15 protein-coding genes are annotated in these 15,969 nt (G+C 69.7%); 8 read left to right on the forward strand and 7 right to left on the reverse strand.

Annotation, left to right across the window (positions count from 1 at the left end; translation table 11 throughout):
• The first annotated feature begins 148 nt into the window (after window positions 1–148).
• Window positions 149–3,022 (forward strand): bifunctional [glutamate--ammonia ligase]-adenylyl-L-tyrosine phosphorylase/[glutamate--ammonia-ligase] adenylyltransferase, encoded by a 2,874-nt coding sequence (gene glnE, locus AC3WLE_RS17705; RefSeq protein ID WP_492340389.1) that lies wholly within the window; start codon window positions 149–151, stop codon window positions 3,020–3,022.
• Window positions 3,012–3,650 (forward strand): rhombosortase, encoded by a 639-nt coding sequence (rrtA, locus tag AC3WLE_RS17710; RefSeq protein WP_492320873.1) that lies wholly within the window; start codon window positions 3,012–3,014, stop codon window positions 3,648–3,650. The genes glnE and rrtA overlap by 11 nt, the downstream gene beginning before the upstream one ends.
• 18 nt (window positions 3,651–3,668) lie before the next feature.
• Here rrtA and mprA read toward each other — a convergent pair whose 3' ends face one another.
• From mprA to AC3WLE_RS17730, 4 genes are all read right to left on the reverse strand, one after another.
• A complete protein-coding gene (gene mprA / locus AC3WLE_RS17715; protein ID WP_492356899.1) occupies window positions 3,669–5,294 on the reverse strand; it encodes an MprA protease, GlyGly-CTERM protein-sorting domain-containing form in 1,626 nt (541 codons plus the stop codon).
• 109 nt (window positions 5,295–5,403) lie between these two features.
• Window positions 5,404–5,853, reverse strand: coding sequence for a hypothetical protein (locus AC3WLE_RS17720; RefSeq protein WP_011614896.1), 450 nt, complete (start codon window positions 5,851–5,853; stop codon window positions 5,404–5,406).
• Window positions 5,854–5,908: 55 nt separating this feature from the next.
• Window positions 5,909–7,663, reverse strand: a complete 1,755-nt coding sequence (recN, locus tag AC3WLE_RS17725; protein ID WP_492356900.1) for a DNA repair protein RecN — start codon at window positions 7,661–7,663, stop codon at window positions 5,909–5,911.
• Between the two features lie 66 nt (window positions 7,664–7,729).
• Window positions 7,730–8,647, reverse strand: a complete 918-nt coding sequence (locus tag AC3WLE_RS17730) for an NAD kinase (RefSeq protein WP_492320870.1) — start codon at window positions 8,645–8,647, stop codon at window positions 7,730–7,732.
• 102 nt (window positions 8,648–8,749) lie between these two features.
• Here AC3WLE_RS17730 and hrcA point away from each other — a divergent pair, with 102 nt between their 5' ends.
• From hrcA to AC3WLE_RS17745, 3 genes are all read left to right on the forward strand, one after another.
• Window positions 8,750–9,784 carry a heat-inducible transcriptional repressor HrcA gene (gene hrcA / locus AC3WLE_RS17735; protein WP_492320869.1) on the forward strand — a complete coding sequence of 345 codons (1,035 nt, stop codon included), beginning with the start codon at window positions 8,750–8,752 and terminating at the stop codon, window positions 9,782–9,784.
• 106 nt (window positions 9,785–9,890) lie between these two features.
• Window positions 9,891–11,006: a ferrochelatase gene (gene hemH, locus AC3WLE_RS17740; protein ID WP_492320868.1), complete on the forward strand. Its 1,116-nt coding sequence runs from the start codon at window positions 9,891–9,893 to the stop codon at window positions 11,004–11,006.
• On the forward strand, window positions 11,003–11,398 hold the full coding sequence (locus AC3WLE_RS17745; RefSeq protein WP_492352814.1) for an RNA-binding S4 domain-containing protein: 396 nt from the start codon (window positions 11,003–11,005) through the stop codon (window positions 11,396–11,398). The genes hemH and AC3WLE_RS17745 overlap by 4 nt, the downstream gene beginning before the upstream one ends.
• A gap of 69 nt (window positions 11,399–11,467) precedes the next feature.
• Here the strand turns inward: AC3WLE_RS17745 and AC3WLE_RS17750 are convergent, their stop codons facing one another.
• On the reverse strand, window positions 11,468–11,623 hold the full coding sequence (locus AC3WLE_RS17750) for a hypothetical protein (RefSeq protein WP_492356919.1): 156 nt from the start codon (window positions 11,621–11,623) through the stop codon (window positions 11,468–11,470).
• 293 nt (window positions 11,624–11,916) lie between these two features.
• On the opposite strand from AC3WLE_RS17750, the gene grpE reads away from it, so the two are divergent.
• Together grpE and AC3WLE_RS17760 are read left to right on the forward strand one after the other, a co-directional pair.
• The gene (gene grpE / locus AC3WLE_RS17755; RefSeq protein WP_010809047.1) at window positions 11,917–12,477 is read left to right on the forward strand and encodes a nucleotide exchange factor GrpE; all 561 of its coding nucleotides are present in this window, start codon (window positions 11,917–11,919) and stop codon (window positions 12,475–12,477) included.
• Between the two features lie 88 nt (window positions 12,478–12,565).
• Complete coding sequence (locus AC3WLE_RS17760) at window positions 12,566–12,994, forward strand: thioredoxin family protein (RefSeq protein ID WP_492356901.1); 429 nt, start codon at window positions 12,566–12,568, stop codon at window positions 12,992–12,994.
• 15 nt (window positions 12,995–13,009) lie between these two features.
• On the opposite strand, the gene AC3WLE_RS17765 is transcribed toward AC3WLE_RS17760, so the two are convergent.
• Together AC3WLE_RS17765 and AC3WLE_RS17770 are read right to left on the reverse strand one after the other, a co-directional pair.
• Window positions 13,010–14,302 carry a phospholipase A gene (locus AC3WLE_RS17765; RefSeq protein ID WP_492356902.1) on the reverse strand — a complete coding sequence of 431 codons (1,293 nt, stop codon included), beginning with the start codon at window positions 14,300–14,302 and terminating at the stop codon, window positions 13,010–13,012.
• Between the two features lie 133 nt (window positions 14,303–14,435).
• Window positions 14,436–14,867, reverse strand: a complete 432-nt coding sequence (locus tag AC3WLE_RS17770; RefSeq protein ID WP_010809044.1) for a DUF1841 family protein — start codon at window positions 14,865–14,867, stop codon at window positions 14,436–14,438.
• A gap of 102 nt (window positions 14,868–14,969) precedes the next feature.
• On the opposite strand from AC3WLE_RS17770, the gene AC3WLE_RS17775 reads away from it, so the two are divergent.
• Window positions 14,970–15,908: a DMT family transporter gene (locus AC3WLE_RS17775; protein ID WP_492356903.1), complete on the forward strand. Its 939-nt coding sequence runs from the start codon at window positions 14,970–14,972 to the stop codon at window positions 15,906–15,908.
• The last annotated feature ends 61 nt before the right edge of the window (window positions 15,909–15,969 follow it).

The following is a 15,969-nucleotide window of genomic DNA, read 5'->3' on the forward strand; positions in this document are numbered from 1 at the left end:
CACCTTTTCTCGCATTTCAAATACTGGAATGACTGCCTCTGAACCGACGAGTTCCGCCGCTGGCGACGCTGCTGACCAACATGGCGCGCGCGCCACACCGGATCCGGCCAATCCGGCGGACCCGCAGCCGGGGCCGGGCGCCGGCACCATGGCTGCCGGCGCCTTCGCCATCACCGCGGCGCAGGAGCTGCAGCCGGCTGACGGGGCTGGCCACGCGGGCGGCCACGTATTGTACTCGGCTGCGTATTCGCACTACGCGCGCCGCGTGCTGCAGGCCCGGCCGGATTTGCCGGCCATCCTGGCCGCCGCGGCCGCCCAGCCGCTGACGCGCGCCTGGATGCAGGCGCGGCTGCAGGCGCTGCACGAGCCCTCGGCCGATGCCGAGGAATCCGCCAAGCGCAGCCTGCGCCGTCTGCGCGCCGAAGTGATGTGCGCGGTGATCGAGCGCGACCTGCGCGGCCTGGCCACGCTGGGCGAGGTCACCGGCGCCATGACCGACCTGGCCGAGCTGGCGATCCAGCACGGCCTGGCGATGCTGGGCGACGACCTGGCCGCCACCTTTGGCCGCCCGGTCGGCGCCCAAAGCGGCGAGGTGCAGGAACTGGTGGTGGTGGGCATGGGCAAGCTGGGCGGGCGCGAGCTCAATGTCTCGTCCGACATCGACCTGATCTTCCTCTATGACGAGGACGGCGAGACCCAGGGCGGCTCGCGCAGCCTGTCCAACCACGAGTACTTCATCCGTCTCGGCCGCCGGCTGATCAACCTGCTGGCCGAGGTGACCGCCGACGGCTATGTGTTCCGCGTCGACATGCGGCTGCGCCCCAACGGCGACGCCGGACCGCTGGCGTGCAGCCTGGGCATGCTGGAGGAATACCTGGTGGTGCAGGGGCGCGAGTGGGAGCGCTATGCCTGGATCAAGGGCCGCGTGGTGTCGGCGCTCGACACGCCGCATGCGCAGCGCACCGCCAGCCTGCTGGCGCGGCTGACCACGCCCTTCGTGTTCCGCCGCTACCTGGACTACGGCGTGATCGCCGCCATCCGCTCGCTGCACGCGCAGATCCGCAGCGAGGCCGCCAAGCGCAGCGGCGGGCTGGCGGGGCATGGCGTCAACCAGCGGTCGTTCAATATCAAGCTGGGCCGCGGCGGCATCCGCGAGATCGAATTCATGGCGCAGGTGTTCCAGCTGATCCGCGGCGGCCAGGACCCGGCACTGCGCGTGCGCCCGACGCTGGAAGTGCTGGCGGTGGCGGTAGAGCGCGGGCTGCTGCCCGCCGGCCAGGCCGAGCAGCTCGGCGATGCCTACCGCTTCCTGCGCCAGCTCGAACACCGGCTGCAGTACCGCGACGACGCCCAGACCCACCACCTGCCGACTTCGCCCGAAGAACAGCTGGCGGTGGCGCAGATGATGGGTTGCGCCGACTGGCAGCAACTGCTGGCGCGCCTGGCGGCGCTGCAGGAGCCGGTGGCGCAGCAGTTCGAGGCCACCTTCTCGGATCCCGATGCCGCCCCGTGCGAAGCGCTGTGGCCGGGCATCGTGTTCGACGACAACGCCGCGCAAGCGCAGGACAACCCGGAACAGAAGCAGGACGATGCGGCCTGCGGCGATGACGCCGCGCCCTGCCAGCGCCTGCAGGCCGCCGGCTTTACCGACTGCACCGGGCTGCTGGACCGGCTGCGCGCGATCGCCTCGTCGCTGCGCTACCGCGCGCTGTCCGAGTCCAGCCGCGCGCGCTTCGACCAGCTGGTGAACCGCGCGCTCGACCTGGCCGCGCGCCAGGAAGACGCCGACAGCACCATCGCGCGCTTTATCGACTTCCTCGAGGCGATCAGCCGCCGCGCCTCCTACCTGTCGTTGCTGTCCGAATACCCGCAGGCGATGGACCGCGTCGCGCAGACGCTGCATGCCTCGCGCTGGGCCGCGGCCTACCTGACGCGGCACCCGCAGCTGCTGGACGAACTGCTGGACAGCGATGCGCTGGCTGGCGCGCCCGACTGGGCCGCCTTCCGCAAGCGCCTGCATGAGCGGCTGCTGGCCGCCGAAGGCCAGATCGAGCAGCAGATGGACATCCTGCGGCGCGAGCACCATGTCGAGACCTTCCGCGTGCTGCTGCAGGACCTGCAGGGCATGCTGACGGTGGAGCAGGTGGCCGACCGCCTGTCCGACCTGGCCGATGCCATGCTCGAGGCCACGCTGGAAACGGTCTGGCGCCAGCTGGCCACGCGCCACCGCGACACGCCGCGCTTCGCGGTGATTGCCTACGGCCGGCTGGGTGGCAAGGAACTGGGCTATGCCTCGGACCTGGACATCATCTTCCTGTACGACGATGACCATGAGCGCGCGCCCGACGTCTACTCCGCCTATGCGCGCCGGCTGATCACCTGGCTGACCAGCCATACCGCCGCCGGTGCGCTGTTCGACGTCGACACGCGGCTGCGCCCCAACGGCGCGGCCGGCCTGCTGGTGACCAGCTTCGAGGCGTTTCGCCGCTACCAGCTGCGCGAAGGCGACAACACCGCCTGGGTGTGGGAACACCAGGCGCTGACGCGCGCGCGCTTCTGCGCCGGCGACGCCGCCATCGGCGACCGCTTCGAGGCGCTGCGCGGCGAGGTGCTGTGCCAGGGCCGCGATGCCGCCGCGCTGCGCGACGAGATCGTGCAGATGCGCCGCAAGGTCGCCGAAGGCCATCCCAACCCGACCGACCTGTTCGACCTGAAGCACGATCGCGGCGGCATGGTCGATATCGAATTCACGGTGCAGTACCTGGTGCTGCTGCACAGCCGTGCGCACCCGCAGCTGACGCGCAACGCGGGCAATATCGCACTGCTGCGCGAAGCGGGCGAGCTGGGCCTGATCGACGCCACGCTGGCACTGGCGGTGGGCGATGCCTACCGGCTGTTCCGCGCGCGCCAGCACCAGCTGCGGCTCGACGGGCAGGCGCATGCGCGCGTCGCGCCCGCGTCGGTGGCGCAGCAGACCGGACAGGTGCGCGCGCTGTGGCAGGCCGTGTTCGGTGAAGCCTGACGCGGCAGTTCCGCCGGCGCCCGCCGGCGCATCGTGGCCGGGGCTGCTGGCGGCGATCGCGCTGGTGTGGGCGCTGTCGGCATGGTTCACCTTCATGCCGTGGTGGCATGCGCACGGCCTCTACCTGCGCGATGCGGTGCGGCTGGACGGCCAGTGGTGGCGCCTGGCCACCGCCATGTGGGTGCACCTGGACGGACACCACTGGCTGGCCGACGCGCTGGCGGCCACCGGCGTGCTGGCCATCGCCGCGCGCGTGGCGCGTGCGCGCATCCTGCTGCTGGTGCTGGTTGCCTGCGGCATCGCGGTGCAGGTGGTGGTGCTGCGCGTGCCGGCGATTGCGTGGTATGGCGGGCTCTCAGGCGCCTTGCACGGGCTGGCCTTGTGGGGCGCGCTCGGGCTGTTGCGGGCCTCGGGCTTGGCGCGCGTCACCGGCGTGCTGCTGTGCCTGGGCGTGCTGGCCAAGGTCTGGGTGGAGCAGTCGTGGCTGGCGCCGGTGGTGTTCGATCCGGCCTGGGGGTTTGGCGTGGTGCGCGTCGCGCACGCGGCCGGCGCCGTCGCCGGCCTGCTGTGCTGGGTCGTGCAGGAGTGGTGGCTGGCGCGGCGCCCGGCCCGCGGCGACGACGCCTGAGCCGGCCAGGCGCCGGGCTTACATGCGGCGCCGCAGCGCGAAGGCCAGCAGGCCGGACAGCGCCAGCAGCAGCGCGGTCCAGGGCGCAACGGCGCCGCCGCCACCGCCACCACCGTTGCCCGAGGCCGGTGCCGGCGCAGCCTGCGCCGGTGGCGTGCCCGCCGCGGTCGCCAGTGCGCCGTCGGCATCGAGCAGGCCGGCGCCGCAGACGCCCGGATTGGTGGTGCAATAGGTGCCGGACGGATGCGGGCGTGCCGAAGCCTTCAGCGCCGCGGTGACCTGGGCCGGGGTCAGCGAGCCATTGACCGCGAACATCATGGACACCACGCCCGAGACCATCGGTGCGGCGAAGCTGGTGCCCGCGGATGACGTCACCACATAGTTGCCAACGCCAGTCTTGCCATCGTTGTTCAAGGTGCGAATGACCGAGGGCGCGGTCGTGCACTGCCCATTGACTATCTGCGAGTTGCCGCACCCGCCGCCCGGCGCGCTGATCGCGACCTGCGGGCCGACATTGGCATAGCTGGCGTTCTCGCCGTCGTTGGCATGCGCCGTGACCGCGATCACGCCGCTGCAGTCGCCCGGCGCTTCCACCGCGCCGCGCTCGTTGCCGGCGGCGGCCACCACCACCACGCCGCGCGCGTTCAGGTCGTTGACGGCCTGTTGCTCAATGCTGCTGCAGGTGCCGCCGCCGAGGCTGATATTGACCACGCGCGCCGGCGTCGGATTGGCCGGCACGTTGGGTACCGACAAGCCGCCGGCCCAGCGCATGGCGTCCACGGTATCGGACAGCAGCGCGCCGCAGCGGCCCGATACGCGCACGGGCAGGATTCGCGCGTTCCAGTCGACGCCCGCGATGTCCTGCGCGTTGTTGGTCTGCGCGCCGAACACGCTCGCCACGCGCGTGCCATGCCAGCTGTTGCCGGTCGCCGTCTGCGTGGGCGTTGAACTGCCGGGGCAGGTAAAGCCGGCCTCGAGATTGTCGCCGGCATCGGTGGCATCGGCGTCGCGGCCATCGCCGTCATTGGAAATGGTGCTGCTGCTGATGAAGTCGTAGCCCGGCAACACGCGCGCCGCCAGGTCGGGGTGCGGCAGGATGCCGGTGTCCACCACCGCGATCACCACGCCGCTGCTGCCGCGGCTGCGGTCCCACGCGCGCGGCAGGTTGACGCCGCCCACCGCCGTGCCGGTACCCATCAGGTAAGGCTGGCGCGAGATGAACTCGGAATCGTTGGGCAGGGTGTCGTGCAGCCGCAGCCAGCGGTCGGGCACGGCATCGGCGATGCGCGGGTCCTGGCGCAGCCGGGCCGCCGCGCCTTCCGGGTCGTCTGCCAGTGCGTCGGGTACCTGCAGCAACTGCAGGTTGCCGCCCATGGCGCGGCGCGCCGTGACGGCAATGCCGGTGCGCTCGCTCAGCTGCTTGAGCGCATCCGCCGCCGCCGCAGGCGTCTTGCTGCTGCCATCGGCGCCATCGCGCCAGCGCACGATGATCTGGCCGGTGTAGGCGGGTGCGGCATGGGCGCCGGCAGCCAGTGCCGCGCTGGCCGGTATCGCGCCGCACACAGCGGCGGCGGCGAAGACGATGGCCCGCCAGCGGCGGGTCACGAGGCTGCTACGGAAGTCGGACTGCGCGGGTTGCGGCATGTATACCTCCTGGGGCGTAGCGCGCGTGGGGGCTTGTTATGTAGCGAATACGATTCAGCGTAGTTGCGCAAGGGCAACCGACGGCTTAAGACCTGTCCTGAATCCGGGCTCAGCTCTGCGGCATGTCGCGGCTGGTGGGAATGTTGCGGTTGGGCTTGAGCACGCGGTCCGGCTCGGCGGTCTCGATGCGGGGCGTGGCGCGCAGGGTCTCGACCGCCTGGTCGATGGTGGCGTCCGCCGACGGCGAGATCGCGGTGACCAGCCAGACGCCGCCGGACATCGGGCGCTTGACCACGTAGCGGATCGGGCCCTTGATCCCGGCCAGCAGCTTGCCGGCATCCTCTGACAGGTTCACTGCGGGCGGCTTGAAGCGCACCATGATGTCGCCAAGGGAACGGTCATCGCTGATGCTGCCCGGCGGCGGGGCCGAGGACTTGGGCTGGGCCTGGCAGGCGGACAGCGCCAGCAGTGCGGCCGATGCGGCGGTGGCGATGGCCAGCACGGCGCGCAGCGATGCGCGCGGTCGTTGCCGGAGGCCGGCTTGCGCTTGGCGGGTCATGGTGAGGCTCCTGTCAGTGTATGGATTGGCGCATGTGCGGGGCGGGCGGGGGCCGTCAGCCGGCGGCGCGGCGGCTGCGCCGGCCATCCTTGCCGCCCGCGCCGCGCGCGGGCTGGCTGCCCTGGCCGCCGGCCATGCCTTGCGCCAGCATTTCTTCCGCATGTTGCAGCGTGGTGGCGGTGACGGTGGCGCCGCCCAGCATGCGCGCGGTCTCGACCACGCGCCCGGCGGGATCCAGCACCCGGATGCGCGAGCGCGTGACCGAACCGTCGCCCGCATCGGTGGTTTCCTTGCTCACCAGCAGGTGGGTGCCGGCCTGCGCCGCCACCTGCGGCAGGTGCGTCACGCACAGCACCTGGCGCGCGCGGCCCAGTTCCTGCAGGCGCCGGCCGACCACTTCGGCCACCGCGCCGCCGATGCCGGTATCGACCTCGTCGAAGATCAGCGTGGGCGTGGGCGAGGCTTCGCTGGTGATCACCGAGATCGCCAGGCTGATGCGCGCCAGCTCGCCGCCGGAGGCCACCCGGGCCAGCGGCCGCGGGCTCACGCCGGCATGGCCGGCGACCAGGAATTCGACCTGCTCGAGCCCATGGCTCTGGCCTTCGTCGAGCGCATTGAGCGCGGCGACAAAGCTGCCGCCGGCCATCGACAGGCCCTGCATGGCGTCGGTGACCGCGGCGGACAGCGCCTGCGCGGCCTGCTGGCGGGCGTGGCTGAGATGCTGCGCCAGGGTCAGGTAGGCGGCCTTGGCCGCGGCCTCGCGCGCCATCACCTTGTTCAGGTCCTGCGCGGCCTGCAGGTCGTCCAGCTGCTGGCGGCGGGCCGCCAGCTCGTCGGGCAGCTGCTCGGGCGGCAGGCGGTACTTGCGCGCGGTGGCGTGCAGCGCCTGCATGCGTTCGTCGACCGCCTGCAGCCGCTCGGGATCGAGTTCGAGCCGGTCGACATAGCGCGTGAGCGAGTGCGCGGCTTCCTCGGCCTGCATCTGCGCGGGCTCGAGCGCGGCCAGCACGTCGCGCAGCGCGCCATCGACATCGGCCAGCTGCTGCAGCTTGTGCACGATGGTATTCAGCGCCGACAGCACCGAGCCGTCGGCCTCGGACAGTGCGTCCAGCGCGGCGCGGCTGCCGTCGATCAGGCCGGCGGCATGCGACAGGCGGTTGTACTCGGACTGGATCTCTTCCCATTCGCCCGGCTGCGGGTTGAGCTTGTCCAGTTCGCCGACCTGCCATTCCAGCCGTTCGCGTTCAAGCTGCATCTCGCGCGACTGGTGCTCGACCGCCTCGCGCTGGCGCACGCAGGCACGCCAGGCGCGCCAGGCCTCGGCCACCGCGCCGGCCTGCTGGGTGAGGCCGGCGTGGGCGTCGAACAGCAGCCGCTGCGCATCGGGGCGCAGCAGCAGCTGGTGCGCGTGCTGGCCGTGGATGTCGACCAGCTGGTCGCCGACTTCGCGCAGCTGCGCCAGGGTGGCGGCGGCGCCGTTGATAAAGGCCTTGCTGCGGCCGCCGGCATCGACCGTGCGGCGCAGCAGCACGGTGTGCACGCCGTCTTCCGCTTCGCTGTTGAGCTCGCGCTCGGCCAGCCAGGCATCCAGTGCCGGGTGGGTCGAGAAGGTGGCGCTGACGCTGGCGCGCGGGGCGCCTTCGCGCACCACGCCGGCATCGGCGCGTTCGCCCAGCACCAGCGCCAGGGCATCGATCAGGATGGATTTGCCGGCGCCGGTCTCGCCGGTGAAGACGGTGAAGCCAGTGGTGAAGTCCAGGTCGAGCGTATCGACGATGACGAAATCGCGGATGGACAGGCTGCGCAGCATCGTGGCGTGGAAGGTAGTCGGTCCGATGGGTTCGGGCTCAGGCTTGGAGGGCGGCTTGATACTGGCTCAGAGGCGGTTGTCTTCGGACGGGTATTCGTGCCAGTGCAGCTTCTTGCGCAGCGTGGCGTAGTAGTTGTAGCCGACCGGGTGCAGCAGGTTGATGGTCTTTTCGGAGCGCCGCACCACGATGCGGTCGCCCGGCAGCAGCGAGGTCAGTGACTGCATGTCGAAGTTGACGCTGGCGTCGCGCGCGCTGGCCACCTCGATGGTGACCTCGGCGTCGTGCGGCAGCACGATCGGGCGGTTGGACAGCGCGTGCGGGGCAATCGGCACCAGCACCACGCCCGACAGCGTCGGGTGCAGGATCGGGCCGCCGGCGGACAGCGCGTAGGCGGTGGACCCGGTGGTGGTCGACACGATCAGGCCGTCCGAGCGCTGGTTGTACATGAAGTGGCCGTCCACCGACACCGCCAGCTCGACCATGCCGGAGATGCCCGAGCGGTTCACCACCACGTCGTTCAGGGCCAGCGCGGAGAAGATGTCCATGTCGTCGCGCACCACGCGCGATTCCAGCAGCAGGCGGGTCTCGGCCTCATACCGGCCGTCGAGCATGTCGGGCAGCACGGTGTGCGCGTCTTCCAGCGCGATGTCGGTCATGAAGCCCAGCCGCCCGTGGTTGACGCCGATCAGCGGCACGTCGTAGCCGGCCAGCTGGCGCGCGATGCCCAGCAGCGTGCCGTCGCCGCCCAGCACCACGGCCACGTCGGCCTGCCGGCCGATCTCCTCGGCGGACAGGGCAGGGTAGGCGGTCAGCCCGGTGGCGAGCGAGGTTTCGCGCTCGAACACCACGTCCTGCCCGTTGCGCAGGATATAAGAGGCGATCTCCTCCAGCGGCCCTTCGATGCCGGCAGTGGAGTACCGGCCCACCAGGGCGACGGTCTTGAACGAAGTGCGCACGGCGCTGGCTCTCGGGGGGGCGGACATGGCGGGATTAGACCATACCGCCATGACGGTTGTCAGCAGGCGCGGGCGGGCGGGCCAGGCCGTCCGCCAGAAGGTCCAAAACTTGCGTAAAATCGGGGCATCATGGATGAACGCTCCAAAACGCTGCTCAAGACCCTGATCGAGCGCTATATTGCCGAAGGGCAGCCGGTCGGTTCCCGCACCCTGTCGAAATACTCGGGGCTGGACCTGTCGCCTGCGACGATTCGCAATGTGATGTCCGATCTGGAGGAAATGGGCTTTATTGCCAGCCCGCACACCTCCGCGGGCCGTATCCCGACCCCGCGCGGCTACCGGCTGTTCGTCGATTCGATGCTGACGGCCAAGCCGCTGGAGCGCAACGCCGACCTGGCCGAGCTGACCGGCCAGATCCAGGACCAGCTCGGCGGCCAGCAGCTGGGGCCGCAGCGCATGATCACAGCGGCGGCGCGCACGCTGTCCAACCTGTCGCACTTTGCCGGCGTGGTGATGACGCCGCGCCGCGCGCAGGCGTTCCGGCAGATCGAATTCATGCGGCTGTCGGACAAGCGCATCCTGCTGATCATCGTCAGCCCCGAGGGCGACGTGCAGAACCGCATCATCCAGACCGAGCTGTCGTACACGCCGGCCCAGCTGATCGAGGCGGCCAACTTCTTCAACTCGCACTATGCCGGCATGAGCTTCGACGCGGTGCGCGGCCACCTGCGGGTGGAACTGCAGGACCTGCGCCGCGACATGTCGCAGCTGATGCAGGCCGCGGTCGAGGCCGGCAGCGTCGCCGAGGACGAGGACGACGACCACGTCTTTATCAGTGGCGAGCGCAAGCTGCTGGAAGTGGAAGACCTGGCCTCCAGCATGGACAAGCTGCGGCGCCTGTTCGACGTGTTCGAGCACAAGACCAGCCTGCTGCAGCTGCTGGACGTGTCCAGCCATGCGCAGGGCGTGCAGATCTTTATCGGCGGCGAAAGCCGGCTGGTGCCGATCGAAGAAATGGCGGTCATCACCGCCCCGTACGAGGTCGACGGCCAGATCGTCGGCACGCTCGGCGTGATCGGCCCTACGCGCATGGCGTATGAGCGCGTGATCCCCATTGTCGACATCACCGCGCGCCTGCTGTCCAGCGCCCTGAGCCAGAACTAGTGCAAAGACTGGCTGGTCTGACAAGCGGCGCCATTCCCGCCGGGCGCGGCAATCGCCGGTGCGCCGCACCGGCGCCGTCCCGGCACCGTGTCAACCCGGAAGCGACATGACGTTTTCTCCCGAACCGGCCTACCAGCACGGCCACGCGCCGCGCACGGCGATCCTGCTGGTCAACCTGGGCACCCCGGACGCTCCCACGCCCAAGGCGGTGGGGCGCTACCTGAAGGAATTCCTGTCCGACCCGCGCGTGGTCGAGATCCCGCGCGCGGCCTGGCTGCCGCTGCTGCATGGGGTGATCCTGCCGCTGCGTTCGCGCGCCTCGGCTCTGAAATACGAATCGATCTGGCTGCGCGAGGCCCATATGACGGGCTCGCCGCTGCTGGTCTACAGCGAGCGCCAGGCCCATGCGCTGCAGCGGCTGATGCACCAGCATGGCCATGAAGTGACGGTCGCGTGCGCAATGCGCTACGGCAACCCGTCGATCGCCTCGGTGCTGGAGGCGCTGCGCCGGCAGGGCTGCGAGCAGGTGCTGGTGCTGCCGATGTATCCGCAATACTCCGGCACCACCACGGCCACGGCCTTCGACGAGGTGTTCCGGGTGCTGGGCCAGTGGCGCAACCAGCCAGAGCTGCGGCTGGTCAAGCATTTCCATGACCACCCGGCCTATATCTCGGCGCTGCACCAGCAGGTCGCCGCCTACTGGGCGCGCCATGGCATGCCGGACTTTGCCCGCGGCGACAAGCTGATCCTGTCGTTCCACGGCGTGCCGCGGCGCACGCTGGAACTGGGCGACCCCTATCACTGCGAATGCCTGAAGACCGGCCGGCTGCTGGGCGAGGCGCTGGGCCTAGAGCCGGGCCAGTACCAGGTGACGTTCCAGTCTCGTTTCGGCAAAGCGGAATGGCTGCAGCCGTACACCGCGCCGACGCTGGCCGAGCTGGGCAAGGTCGGCGCGGGCCGGGTCGATGTCTTCTGCCCGGGCTTTCCGGCCGACTGCATCGAGACCCTGGAGGAGATCGCCGTGGAAGGGCAGACCGAGTTCAAGGTCGCGGGCGGCAAGGATTTCCATTTCATCCCGTGCCTGAATGACGCCGATCCGTGGGTCGCGGCCATGGCCGAGATCGCGCTGCAGCACCTGCAGGGCTGGCCGCTGGCCACGCCGCATCCGCATGAACTGGAAGCACGGCGCACGCGCGCCCAGACCCGGGGAGCGGCGGCATGAACGTCGACTTTGAGCCGGATGCGCGCCAGCGCATCGACAAATGGCTGTGGTGCGCGCGCTTCTTCAAGACGCGCTCGCTCGCGGCTGAAGCGGTGGAGCGCAGCAAGGTGACCGTCAACGGCCAGCCATGCAAGAACTCGCGCGAGGTGAAGCCCGGCGACACGGTGGTGCTGGAAGCGCACCAGCAGCGCTGGGAGCTGGTGGTGAAAGGCATTGCCGCGGCGCGCGGGCCGGCGCCGGTGGCGCAGACGCTGTACGAGGAAAGTGCCGAAAGCCAGTCGCGCCGGCTGGCCGATGCCGAGCGCCGGCGCCTGCAGCCGGAGCCGTCCGCGCAGATCCAGGGGCGCCCGACCAAGCGGGACCGGCGCCGCATCGACCACCTGAAGAGCTGAAATGACAACGCGGCGGTCACCGGGAAGCCCCCGGTGCCGCCGCGCGCTTGGATCAGGGCCAGGTGGCGCTTATTCCTGCGTGACTTCCTGGCTGACGATAGGGACGATGTAGTGCTTGAACACCGCCTTGCCGCTGCCATACTCCGTATCGCGCGGGGTGAATGCGCCGGAAACGCAGATAAAGACGGTCATGACCGCCAATGCGGCCACAAGGCAGAGTGTCACGACTGGCAGCTTATGCATGGCCAACCTTCCGGAAGAGGCACAAAGATGAACCATCTCCACAACCCCCGGCATTTTTGTCATTTTTATTACTAAGAATCTTAGTGATTGCGATGCAGCAAAGCAATAAGGTGTCGATTGCATATGCGTGGCCTTTGTAACCGTGTGTTTCCGCGTCACGCCAGCGCCACTCTTGAAAACCTGCGCCTTGCCACCACCTGCACGGAACACGCGCCGATTTACCACCCGCGGCCAGACCCACGGCGGGCCGCGACAATGCATTGATACGGATCGACATGGAAGAACAGAAGCAGACGCCAACCACCCAGACGCCTACGCCCGCTGGCGATGAGGCGGCCAACGCCAGCCAGGAGGCCGGCGCGCCGGAAACCGCTGCCGTCGACGACGTGGCGGCCCAGCTGGCCGCCCTGGAAGCCAAGGCGCGCGAGCATTACGACCTGTATATGCGCGCCGTTGCCGAGGGCGAGAACATCCGCCGCCGGGCGCAGGAAGATGTCGCCAAGGCGCACAAGTTCGCCATCGAAAACTTCGCCGACAACCTGCTGCCGGTGATGGACAGCCTGCAGGCCGCGCTGGCCGACGGCTCGGGCGATATCGCCAAGCTGCGCGAAGGCGTCGAGCTGACCGCGCGCCAGCTGGCCGCCGCCTTTGAGCGCGGCAAGATCGTTGAACTCAACCCGGTGGGCGAGAAATTCGACCCGCACCGCCATCAGGCCATCTCGATGGTGCCGGCGGACCAGGAACCCAATACCGTGGTGACCGTGCTCCAGCGCGGCTACACCATTGCCGAGCGCGTGCTGCGGCCGGCTCTGGTGACGGTGGCGGCACCGAAATAAGGCCGCCTGGGGCGGCGGCGTGCCGTCCTGGATCGCGACCTGACGCCCGGTGCCGGCTGGCCCGGGCGTTTGTCATTCTGGAGCGAGCATGACCACTGAACCAGGCGCCGGCCCGGCGACATCCCCGGCCCCCCACCTCGACCACCGCGCCTTCGAGGCATTCGGCATGCGCGAGGCCGATGACGGCAGCATCGACGCCGCCATCGCCGCTGCGGGCGACGCGCTGGTGTGCGTGTTCTTCTGGGGGGAGGACTGCTTCAACTGCGAGATGGCCAAGAAGGCCATGCTGGCCAACCCCGAACCGATCCGCGCGCTGGAACTGCGCTGGCTGCATGCCAACGTCTACGCGCATCCCGGGCTGGGCCGGCGCTTTGGCCTGCATGGCATCCCGGTGTTCATGTTCTTCCGGAACGGCAAGAAGCTGGGCCGCGCCACCGGCTGGCATGGCCACGGCCAGTTTGCCGCCGCGGTGGCCAATGCGCGGCTCAAGGCCAGCGGCAAGCCGCTGGCCGGCTGAGTGGGTTCAGCGGGTTCAGCGGGACAGCGAGTAGCCGATGCGGAACTGCCACGGCAGCTTGTGGTTGTAGTCCAGCAGGCTCTCGCCATAGCCGACGAAGTAGCCCGCCATCAGGTAGCCCGCGGTGCCGGGGATCAGCCGCGCCATCGGGTAGGTCAGCTGCGCGTCGACGCTGCCATACCACTTGCGCGTGCCCTTGCGCAGCGTGGCGGAGAACTCCCATGAGTCCGGGCGCCCGTAGGCAATGCCCAGGTCCATGAAGCCGCGGTAGTGGGCGATGTCGGGGTTTTCGCCCTTTTCCACGTAGGCATAGAGCTTGGGCGCGACACGCCAGTGCCAGTCGTTCTGGTCGCCGAAGTAGAAGGTCGGCTTGACGAAGACCGTATTGATGCTGCGCGAGTCCTCGCCGTCGCGGCCATTGGATTCATGCTCCAGGCCGGCCGCCAGCGACAGCCGGCTGATGGCATTGTTGCGCACGCCGGTATCCGACAGGTAATAGAACAGGCTGGGCCGGTAGTTGGTGTCGCGGAACGGCTTGGACTGCTCGGACAGGTCCCATAGCGAGAACTGGGTGTAGGCCACGTAGAGGTTGTCGAACAGACGCTTCGACGCCGGATCTTCGCCCTGGAACAGGCGGTACTTGAAGCTCAGCTGGAACTTGGCGTTGGCCCCGTCATGCGCGCCGACCATGAAATACATCGGGTCATGGAACGACAGCCGGGCGCTGTCGCGCAGGTCGGCCGGAGCGGGTGCGGCAGCGTCGGCGGTGGTGACCGGGGTCACCGGCACGGCGGCTTCGGTGGCCGGCTCCAAGCCGTTCGCTGCCAGCGCCTTGCCGGCAACCGGCGGCTCAGCGGTGGCGGATTCACCGGGCCGCGGCAGGCGGTTCAGCGTCACCAGCACCGGCGCGGCGTCGATGCCGGTGGCATCCAGCCGCACCTGGCCGCGCAGGGCCGGCGGCAGCGCCACCGTGTAGCGGATCTCGCGGTGCTCGCCGCGGCGCAGGTTGACCACGGCCGGGCCCGAGACCTCGCGCCACAGCACCAGCCGCACCGGCGCCTGCAGGTCGCCCGAGGCGGTCACTTCGAGCGTGTCGGGAATACGGTAGCGGCGCGTGGCGTCGTCGGCGCTGACCACCAGCGTCAGCGTCAGCGGCTGGTTGCCGTCGATCACGCGCGGCGGCTGCAACAGCGCCACGCCGGCGTGGCCGGCCAGGGGCCAGGCCAGCATCAGCGACAGGCAGAGCGGGGCAACGGCGCGGCCGGCGGGCGCGAGCCGGCGCCGGCGGGGGAGGGCAATACGGGACATGACTTGCGGGCACCGCGCCGCCATGTGACGGCAACGCGGCTGGGGAAAATTCAGACCCGCAAAGCCTACCACGCACCCATCTGAGGGGTGTGACGAATTGTACGCTGCACTTGATGCGTGACGCGTACCGGACTTAGCGGTTGGCGCGGCGCTTGACGCAATCGACGTAGTGGTCGCCGTCGGGCGGTTGGCCGGTGCGCTGTGCCTGCCACAGCATTTCGCCCAGGCATTCCATCACCTGGTGCTGCGCTTCGTGCGGGGAATCCAGCCTGCGTGCCAGCGCCTCATAGGCCTGGCGGATGCCGCGCGGCTGGTCGACCGAGACCTGCTCGGAGATCGACAGGTGCATCGACAGGTGCAGGAAGGGATTGGTCTGGCCTTGCTCGGGAGTGTAGTCCTGCGACAGCGCACCTTCGGTGTCGCGCAGCAGGCCGTGGTACTCGGGGTGCTCGCCGATCCAGTCGACGGCGATGGCTTCCAGCGGGGTCAGCACGCCGCCTGTGAGCTGCTTCTGCCAGGCATCGCAGAAGAACCGGCGGACTTCTTCTCGTGAGGGATTAAACATGGTGGCGACATTGTAAACGAGGGCCGCGGCCCGCGCTGGCGGCGCCGCTTGTTGCCGGCGGCGCCAAGTAGAATGCGGGATCGCCGACTTCCCGCCCGCCCGATGACCGCTTCCGCCCAAACCGCCACGGACCATGCCCGCGACAAGCTGGCCGGCGTGCTGCTGATCGCGCTGTCGGCCAGCGCCTTTGGCGCCATGGCGATCTTCGCGCGCTTTGCCTACGCGGCCGGCGCGGATGTCTACGGGCTGCTGCTGGTGCGCTTCATGCTGGCCGCGGCGGCATTGGCCTGGGTGATGCGCACGCGCGGCATCGCCTTGCCGCCGTGGCGCCGCGTGCTGGCGCTGGCGGCGATGGGCGGCATCGGCTATGTCGGCCAGTCGTTCTGCTTCTTCAGCGCGCTCAACCATGCGCAGGCCAGCCTGGTGGCGCTGCTGCTGTATCTGTATCCGCTGTTCGTGACGATCCTGGCGGCCATCTTCCTGAAGGAGCGGCTGACCACGGCCGCGGTGGTCGCGCTGGTGCTGTGCTCGGTGGGCGCCGGACTGACCGTCGGCGGCGGCGAGGGCACGCCGCTGGGGATCGCGCTGGGGCTGGCGGCGGCGGTGATCTACGCGGTCTATATCATCGTCGGCGCGCGCGTGACCGCCGGCATCAACCCGATCGCCACCACCACGGTGATCTGTACCGCGGCGGCGCTGGTCTACGGCGCCGTCGGCCTGCTGCGGATGGGGGCGGGCGCGCCGCCGCAGTTCCCGGCCACTGCCGGCGGCTGGCTGGCGCTGGCGGGCATCGCGCTGCTGTCGACGGTGCTGGCAATCCTGACCTTCTTCGCCGGCCTGCAGCGGCTGGGCGCGGCGCAGGCGTCGATGCTGTCGACGCTGGAGCCGGTGGTCACGGTGCTGCTGGCGGCGTTTCTGCTGGGCGAGCATATCGGCACGGCGCAGGCCGTGGGCGGCGGGCTGATCCTGGCCGGCGTGCTGTGGCTGACCCGCCGGGGCAGTGCGCCGGCGCCGGCCCGCGCCGATATGCAAGGGAATTGAATGGGTTGCTCAAAGGCGCTGTCGTGGCGCGCACAAAGCGTTGGGTACAATCGCCCCTTCC

The organism is Cupriavidus sp. FW306-1B-F12B (genome assembly GCF_058781795.1).

What these genes read in the sequence shown, in the direction of transcription:
- AC3WLE_RS17730 (WP_492320870.1), bottom strand. Translation starts at nt 8,647, where the DNA reads ATGTCCGCCCCCCCGAGAGCCAGCGCCGTGCGCACTTCGTTCAAGACC.
- AC3WLE_RS17765 (WP_492356902.1), bottom strand. Translation starts at nt 14,302, where the DNA reads ATGTCCCGTATTGCCCTCCCCCGCCGGCGCCGGCTCGCGCCCGCCGGC.
- hrcA (WP_492320869.1), top strand. Translation starts at nt 8,750, where the DNA reads ATGGATGAACGCTCCAAAACGCTGCTCAAGACCCTGATCGAGCGCTAT.
- AC3WLE_RS17770 (WP_010809044.1), bottom strand. Translation starts at nt 14,867, where the DNA reads ATGTTTAATCCCTCACGAGAAGAAGTCCGCCGGTTCTTCTGCGATGCC.
- hemH (WP_492320868.1), top strand. Translation starts at nt 9,891, where the DNA reads ATGACGTTTTCTCCCGAACCGGCCTACCAGCACGGCCACGCGCCGCGC.
- grpE (WP_010809047.1), top strand. Translation starts at nt 11,917, where the DNA reads ATGGAAGAACAGAAGCAGACGCCAACCACCCAGACGCCTACGCCCGCT.
- AC3WLE_RS17720 (WP_011614896.1), bottom strand. Translation starts at nt 5,853, where the DNA reads ATGACCCGCCAAGCGCAAGCCGGCCTCCGGCAACGACCGCGCGCATCG.
- glnE (WP_492340389.1), top strand. Translation starts at nt 149, where the DNA reads ATGGCTGCCGGCGCCTTCGCCATCACCGCGGCGCAGGAGCTGCAGCCG.
- recN (WP_492356900.1), bottom strand. Translation starts at nt 7,663, where the DNA reads ATGCTGCGCAGCCTGTCCATCCGCGATTTCGTCATCGTCGATACGCTC.
- AC3WLE_RS17745 (WP_492352814.1), top strand. Translation starts at nt 11,003, where the DNA reads ATGAACGTCGACTTTGAGCCGGATGCGCGCCAGCGCATCGACAAATGG.
- AC3WLE_RS17760 (WP_492356901.1), top strand. Translation starts at nt 12,566, where the DNA reads ATGACCACTGAACCAGGCGCCGGCCCGGCGACATCCCCGGCCCCCCAC.
- mprA (WP_492356899.1), bottom strand. Translation starts at nt 5,294, where the DNA reads ATGCCGCAACCCGCGCAGTCCGACTTCCGTAGCAGCCTCGTGACCCGC.
- AC3WLE_RS17775 (WP_492356903.1), top strand. Translation starts at nt 14,970, where the DNA reads ATGACCGCTTCCGCCCAAACCGCCACGGACCATGCCCGCGACAAGCTG.